Origin of the sequence: Xanthomonas sp. SHU 166, from assembly GCF_000364685.1 — a bacterium.
GTDB classification, from domain to species: domain Bacteria; phylum Pseudomonadota; class Gammaproteobacteria; order Xanthomonadales; family Xanthomonadaceae; genus Xanthomonas_A; species Xanthomonas_A sontii.
In genome coordinates this window covers 1-5,856 of the sequence record NZ_AQOJ01000155.1, presented here as the reverse complement: position 1 = coordinate 5,856, position 5,856 = coordinate 1, and the positions used below count along the sequence as shown (strand labels likewise).

The following is a 5,856-nucleotide window of genomic DNA, read 5'->3' as shown; positions in this document are numbered from 1 at the left end:
CAGAGACGGGCGGGGCGAGGTCGATGCCCAGTTCGTCGCCGATGGCCGCGGCTGGGGCGTGCAGCACGCCGAGCAGCGCGCGTGCCTCGGCCATCGCCTGCGCATGCAGCGCCGGCGCCAGCGCCAGCCACGCGGCATGGGCGCGCCAAGTGGCGTCATCGGCATCCGGGTCCAGGCGCAAGGTCCAGTGCACCGCCTGTTCGAACACGCTGTCATCGAGCAGGCTGTCATCGGGTGAGTAAGGGGCGGTCATCGGTTGCCTATCCGTCAAGGAATGGGTCGGGCATCAGCGCAGACGGATGCCGGGCTATGTACGGGACGACGGGTCGACAGCGCCGGTTCCCCCGGCGGTGCCGTCAAATCTCGCGGCCGGCCTCGCGCAAGCGGCGCCGGCAATGGGTCACGGCCACGGCGATGTGTTTTTCGACCGTGCGCGGGGAGATGTCCAGATGCGCTGCGATCTGCGCGGTGCTCATGTTGCGGCCGCGGAACAGCACGAAGACGCGCCGTGCCTGCGGCGGCAGGTCGCGGATCGCCTGCAGCAGCACGGCGTACTCCTGCCGGCTCAGCGCGCTCTGGTAGGGCGAGGGCGCCGGACTGGGCACCTCGTGGCTGGTGTCGTTGGCGGCAAGGAAGCGGCTGCGCGATGCGGTCACGCGGCCCTGGTCGTTGGCGACGTTATCGATCACCGTGCGCAGGTAGCGTCCCGGGTCGCGCACAGCCTCGGCGCCCACGGTGCCGGCGCAGCGCGTGGCCAGGCGGATCCAGGCATCGTGCACCAGATCGCCGGCCGCCCCCGCGTACTTGCGCGCGGCGTAGCGCTGTAGCTCCTCGTACTGGCGTTCCAGCGCCTCCACCAGCGGTGCAGGGCCGGGCGGGGGAGAGGAAAGGGGCATGGCATCCATCCCGGAAACCGTGTGGAAGACCGGCAGTCTAGTGCGGGTGATAGTCATTCTCAATTGCGGCGATATTGTGCCGCCTGTCGGCGCCGGCGCGCGCAGCGCGCCGGCCGAGACCGGTCGCCCTTGGAAATCGCTTGTGCATCATGCGCTTGCCGCCCCGCTGCGGAGGCGGCCGGCGCGCCAGTGTCAGGTGCGACATGCGCGCCGGCTTGCGGTCGCGGCTGGGACTGGTATCGTGCGCCGCCCGACCGTCGACGCCGAGACCCGAGCGATGCGTGGCACTCTCTACATCGTGGCGGCCCCCTCCGGCGCCGGCAAGAGCAGCATCGTCAACGCCACCCTGGCGCGCGACCCGCAGATCGCGCTGTCGATCTCGTTCACCTCGCGCGCGCCGCGGCCGGGCGAACGCCATGCCGAGCACTACCATTTCGTCTCCGCCGACGCGTTCCAGGGCATGATCGATGCGGGCGACTTCTTCGAGTACGCCCGCGTGCACGGCGACTGGAAAGGCACCGCGCGGCAGTCGGTGGAGCCGCAGCTGGCCGCCGGCCACGACGTGCTGCTGGAGATCGACTGGCAGGGCGCGCGCCAGGTGCGGGCCAAGGTGCCGGATGCGGTCAGCGTGTTCATCCTGCCGCCGTCGCGCGAGGCCCTGGAACAGCGCATGCGCAAGCGCGGCCAGGACAGCGAGGCGGTGATCGCGCAGCGGCTGGCCGCCGCGCGCGAGGAGATGTCGCACTACGCCGACTTCGACTACGTCATCGTCAACGAGCATTTCGACACCGCGGTGGACGAGATGTGCGCGATCTTCGTCGCCAGCCGCCTGCGCCGGCCGCAGCAGCAGCAGCGCCATGCCGCGCTGATCGATACCCTCCTGCAGGAACAGCCAACTGGCTGATTCCAAAGGGAACTGAATGGGGTGGGGTTGATCTCGGGCGGTTGCCGCCCTACAATCCCGCCCTTTCCCTCATTCGAACGCGTGGCCGCCGCCGGCCCGCCGGGAGCCCGCATGGCCCGCATCACCGTAGAAGATTGCCTGGAAGTCGTTAACAACCGTTTCGAACTGGTCATGATGGCGTCCAAGCGCGCCCGCCAGCTCGCCAACGGCGTGCAGGCCACCCTCGACAACACCGAGTCGGCCGACAAGCCGACCGTGCTGGCGCTGCGCGAGATCGCCGCGCGCAAGATCGACAACGCGCTGATCGACGAGGTCGAGAAGGCCGAACGCGAGCGCGCCGAGCGCGAAGCCCTGGAATGGGCCGCGGCCGAAGTGGTGGCCGACGAGGACATGTCCAAGAACGACGACTGATCGCGTCCCGCGTCGCGATCGTCCTGCGAACAGCCCGCATCCGCGGGCTGTTTCGTTTTGCGGGTTTGCCGTCCACGCGCCGCTGGCATAGTCTTTCCGCATGAACCCAGGCCCTTCTGCCCAGGTCGCCCACGCCGCGCCATCGTCGGCCGACGAGGCGGTCCCCGACTACGTCCTGCAGCTCGAACGCAGCGCCAGCTATCTGCCTCCCGAGCAGATCCCGCTGCTGCGCCGCGCCTGGGAGGTCGGTGCGGCCGCGCACGCGGGGCAGACCCGCAAGTCCGGCGAGCCCTACATCACCCACCCGGTGGCAGTGGCCGGTGTACTGGCCGAGCTCGGCCTGGACGTGGAGGCGCTGATCGCGGCGATCCTGCACGACACCATCGAGGACACGCCGCTGACCCGCGCCGAGCTGGCCGCGGAGTTCGGCGAGGCGGTGGCGGAACTGGTCGACGGCGTCACCAAGCTGGACAAGCTCAAGTTCCGCGACCGCCAGGAAGCGGCCGCCGAAAGTTTCCGCAAGATGCTGCTGGCGATGTCGCGAGACCTGCGCGTGATCATGATCAAGCTCGCCGACCGCCTGCACAACATGCGCACGCTGGGCGCGCAGAGCGCCGAGGCGCGCAGCCGCATCGCTCGCGAGACCCTGGAGATCTACGCGCCGATCGCCCAGCGCCTGGGCATGAGCCTGATGAAGTCCGAGCTGCAGAACCTCGGCTTCCGCGCGCTGCATCCGTGGCGCCACGCGATCATCGAAAAACACATCCGCAGCCAGCCGGTGGTGCGCCGCGAGTCGATGGCGCAGGTGGAAGTGCAGTTGTCGCAGCGTCTGGCCAAGGAAGGACTGGAGCACCGGCTGGTGAGCCGGATCAAGACGCCGTGGAGCATCTACAACAAGATGCGCGACGAGAACAAATCCTTCGACCAGGTGATGGATGTGTTCGGCTTCCGCCTGGTGGTGCGCGGCGTGCCCGACTGCTACCACGCCCTCGGCGCGGTGCATGCCACCTTCAAGCCGCTGGACGCGCGCTTCCGCGACTTCATCGCCATACCCAAGGCCAACGGCTACCAGTCGCTGCATACGGTGCTGTTCGGGCCCTACGGCTCGCCGATCGAGGTGCAGATCCGCACCGAGGAAATGGACCTGATCGCCGAGCGCGGCGTCGCCGCGCACTGGACCTACAAGTTCGGCGGCGATTCGCCCAACAGCGCGCAGAGCCGCGCGCATGCGTGGATCGTCGAACTGATCGAATCGCAGCGCGCCGCCGGCTCGTCGCTGGAGTTCCTGGACAACGTCAAGGTCGACCTGTTCCCGGACGAGGTCTACCTGTTCACGCCCAAGGGCAAGATCCTGGCGCTGCCGCGCAATTCCACTGCGCTGGACTTCGCCTATGCGGTGCACACCGACGTCGGCAACCGCGCGGTGGCCTCGCGCGTGGACAAGAAGCTGGTGCCGCTGCGCACCAAGCTGGTCAGCGGACAGACGGTGGAAGTGATCACTGCGCGCTCGGCCACGCCCAAGCCGCAGTGGCTGGAGTTCGTGGTCAGCAGCAAGGCGCGCACCGCGATCCGCCACCAGCTCAAGCAGCTCGAACACGAGGACGCGGTGCAGCTCGGCCATCGCATGCTCGATCGCGCACTGGAGGCGATGGACAGCTCGCTGGAGCGGCTGCCCAAGGGGCGCCTGGATTCGTTCCTCAGCGAGCACCGCTACCCGCGCCTGGAGGCGCTGCTGGCCGACGTGGCCCTGGGCAACTGGATGCCCAACCAGGCCGCGCAGGCGCTGATGGCGTATGCCGAACTGCGCGGCGGCGGGCATTCCAAGCACTCGCAGGAAAAGATCCTGATCAACGGCACCGAGCGCGGCGTGGTCAGCTTCGCCAATTGCTGCCAGCCGATTCCCGGCGACGAGATCATGGGCTACCACACCGCCGGCAAGGGCATCGTGGTGCATCGGCTGGACTGTCCGAACCTGGCCGAACTGCGCAAGTCGCCCGAGCGCTGGGTGCCGATCGGCTGGGATACCAGCGTCATCGGCGACTACGACACCGCGCTGGTGGTGGACGTGGAGAACCGCACCGGCGTGCTCGCGCAGCTGGCGGCGGCGATCGCGCAGAGCCAGTCCAACATCGAGCGCGTCGACTATCTGGACCGCGACTTCAACGCCGCGGTGCTGCGCTTCAACATCCAGGTGCGCGACCGCAACCACCTGGCCGAAGTGATGCGTCGGCTGCGGCGCTTGAACGCGGTGCAGAGCGTGCGCCGCCAGTAGGCGGTGCCGGGCGGAATGGGTCGGGAGTTCTTGTGGGAGGGACTTCAGTCCCGACGCGTGATGGTGTCAGGCGGCTTTCTGCTTCACTCGTCGCGGCTGAAGCCGCTCCCACAAGGAATGGACTGGGGCTTCGTGCCAGTGCCCGTGATCGGGCATCGTCCGCGCCGCCTGCCAACGCGGCTGCATGACAGTCGACGCCTGCGAAAAAACGCTTGGTCGCGATCCTGTCACGGTCATGCTCCCCAATCCCCAATCCCCAGCCGCGCACGCCAGCTAAACTAGGCGGACATTCTTCCAACGGAGTCGCCATGTCCCGCCAGATCATCCATACCGACCGTGCACCGGCCGCGATCGGCCCGTATTCGCAGGCCGTGCGCGCCGGCAACACCGTGTACTTCTCCGGACAGATCCCGCTGGATCCGGCCACCGGCGAGATCGTCGCCGGCGACATCGCCGCGCAGGCGCGCCGCGCGTTCGACAACCTGCAGGCGGTGGCCGAGGCGGCCGGCGGCTCGCTGGATCGCATCGTGCGCCTGGGGCTGTACCTCACCGACCTGGCGCAGTTCGCGCAGGTCAATGCGGTGATGCAGGACTACTTCCAGGCGCCGTTCCCCGCGCGCTCCACCATCGAAGTCTCGGCGCTGCCCAAGGGCGCGGGCTTCGAAGTGGACGCGGTGATGGTGCTGGACTGATCTCCCGCCGTGCCGCGCGTGCAGGTTCCGGCGCCGGCGCTGTCGGCGGCAGGCGAGGTGCCGCTGACCACGCTGCCCGGCGTCGGTCCCAAGCTGGCGGAGAAATTCGCCGCGCGCGGCCTGTCCACCCTGCAGGACCTGTGGCTGCACCTGCCGCTGCGCTATGAGGACCGCACCCGCCTGACCACGGTGGCGGCGCTGCAGCCGGGCGTGCCGGCGCAGGTCGAGGGGCGGGTGCAGGCGGTGGACCGCGGCTTCCGCTACCGGCCGATGCTGCGCGTGGCCGTGGCCGACGAGTCGCGCGGCACCCTGGTGCTGCGCTTCTTCCAGTTCCGTGCCGCGCAGGCGGCGCAGTTCGCGGTCGGCGCGCGCTTGCGCGCCTTCGGCACGCCCAAGCCGGGCCAGCACGGGCTGGAGTTCGTGCATCCCAGCTACCAGATCCTCGGCGAGGGCGACGATGCGGCGCTGGGCGATCGCCTGGATCCGGTGTACCCGGCGGTGGAGGGTGTCGGCCCGGCGACCGTGCGCCGGCTGATCGGCCAGGCGCTGGACCGGCTGCCGGAGGAGGCGGCACTGGAACTGCTGCCGGCGTCGCTGCTGAGCGAACTTGGCCTGCCGTCGCTGCGCAGTGCGTTGCTGGTCGCGCACCGGCCGCCGCCGCAGGCCGACCTGGCCGCGCTC

The 5,856-nt window shown here is 69.3% G+C and carries 7 protein-coding genes; 5 read left to right on the top strand and 2 right to left on the bottom strand.

Translation table 11 applies throughout. The features are described 5' to 3' along the window. A partial coding sequence (locus D180_RS05910) for a hypothetical protein (protein ID WP_043090543.1) occupies positions 1-253 on the bottom strand: 253 nt, incomplete at its 3' end. Positions 254-356: 103 nt separating this feature from the next. Then, positions 357-896 carry a sigma-70 family RNA polymerase sigma factor gene (locus D180_RS05905; RefSeq protein ID WP_232760346.1) on the bottom strand — a complete coding sequence of 180 codons (540 nt, stop codon included), beginning with the start codon at positions 894-896 and terminating at the stop codon, positions 357-359. A gap of 277 nt (positions 897-1,173) precedes the next feature. Between D180_RS05905 and gmk the strand changes: the two genes are divergently transcribed. The 5 genes from gmk to D180_RS05880 all read left to right on the top strand — a co-directional run. After that, complete coding sequence (gmk, locus tag D180_RS05900) at positions 1,174-1,800, top strand: guanylate kinase (protein WP_026143411.1); 627 nt, start codon at positions 1,174-1,176, stop codon at positions 1,798-1,800. 111 nt (positions 1,801-1,911) lie between these two features. Beyond that, positions 1,912-2,211 carry a DNA-directed RNA polymerase subunit omega gene (rpoZ, locus tag D180_RS05895; protein WP_010343101.1) on the top strand — a complete coding sequence of 100 codons (300 nt, stop codon included), beginning with the start codon at positions 1,912-1,914 and terminating at the stop codon, positions 2,209-2,211. 100 nt (positions 2,212-2,311) lie between these two features. Then, positions 2,312-4,483 (top strand): bifunctional (p)ppGpp synthetase/guanosine-3',5'-bis(diphosphate) 3'-pyrophosphohydrolase, encoded by a 2,172-nt coding sequence (locus tag D180_RS05890; RefSeq protein ID WP_017909851.1) that lies wholly within the window; start codon positions 2,312-2,314, stop codon positions 4,481-4,483. A gap of 308 nt (positions 4,484-4,791) precedes the next feature. Next, positions 4,792-5,175: a RidA family protein gene (locus D180_RS05885; RefSeq protein ID WP_010341827.1), complete on the top strand. Its 384-nt coding sequence runs from the start codon at positions 4,792-4,794 to the stop codon at positions 5,173-5,175. 9 nt (positions 5,176-5,184) lie between these two features. Beyond that, a partial coding sequence (locus D180_RS05880; protein WP_043090542.1) for a helix-hairpin-helix domain-containing protein occupies positions 5,185-5,856 on the top strand: 672 nt, incomplete at its 3' end.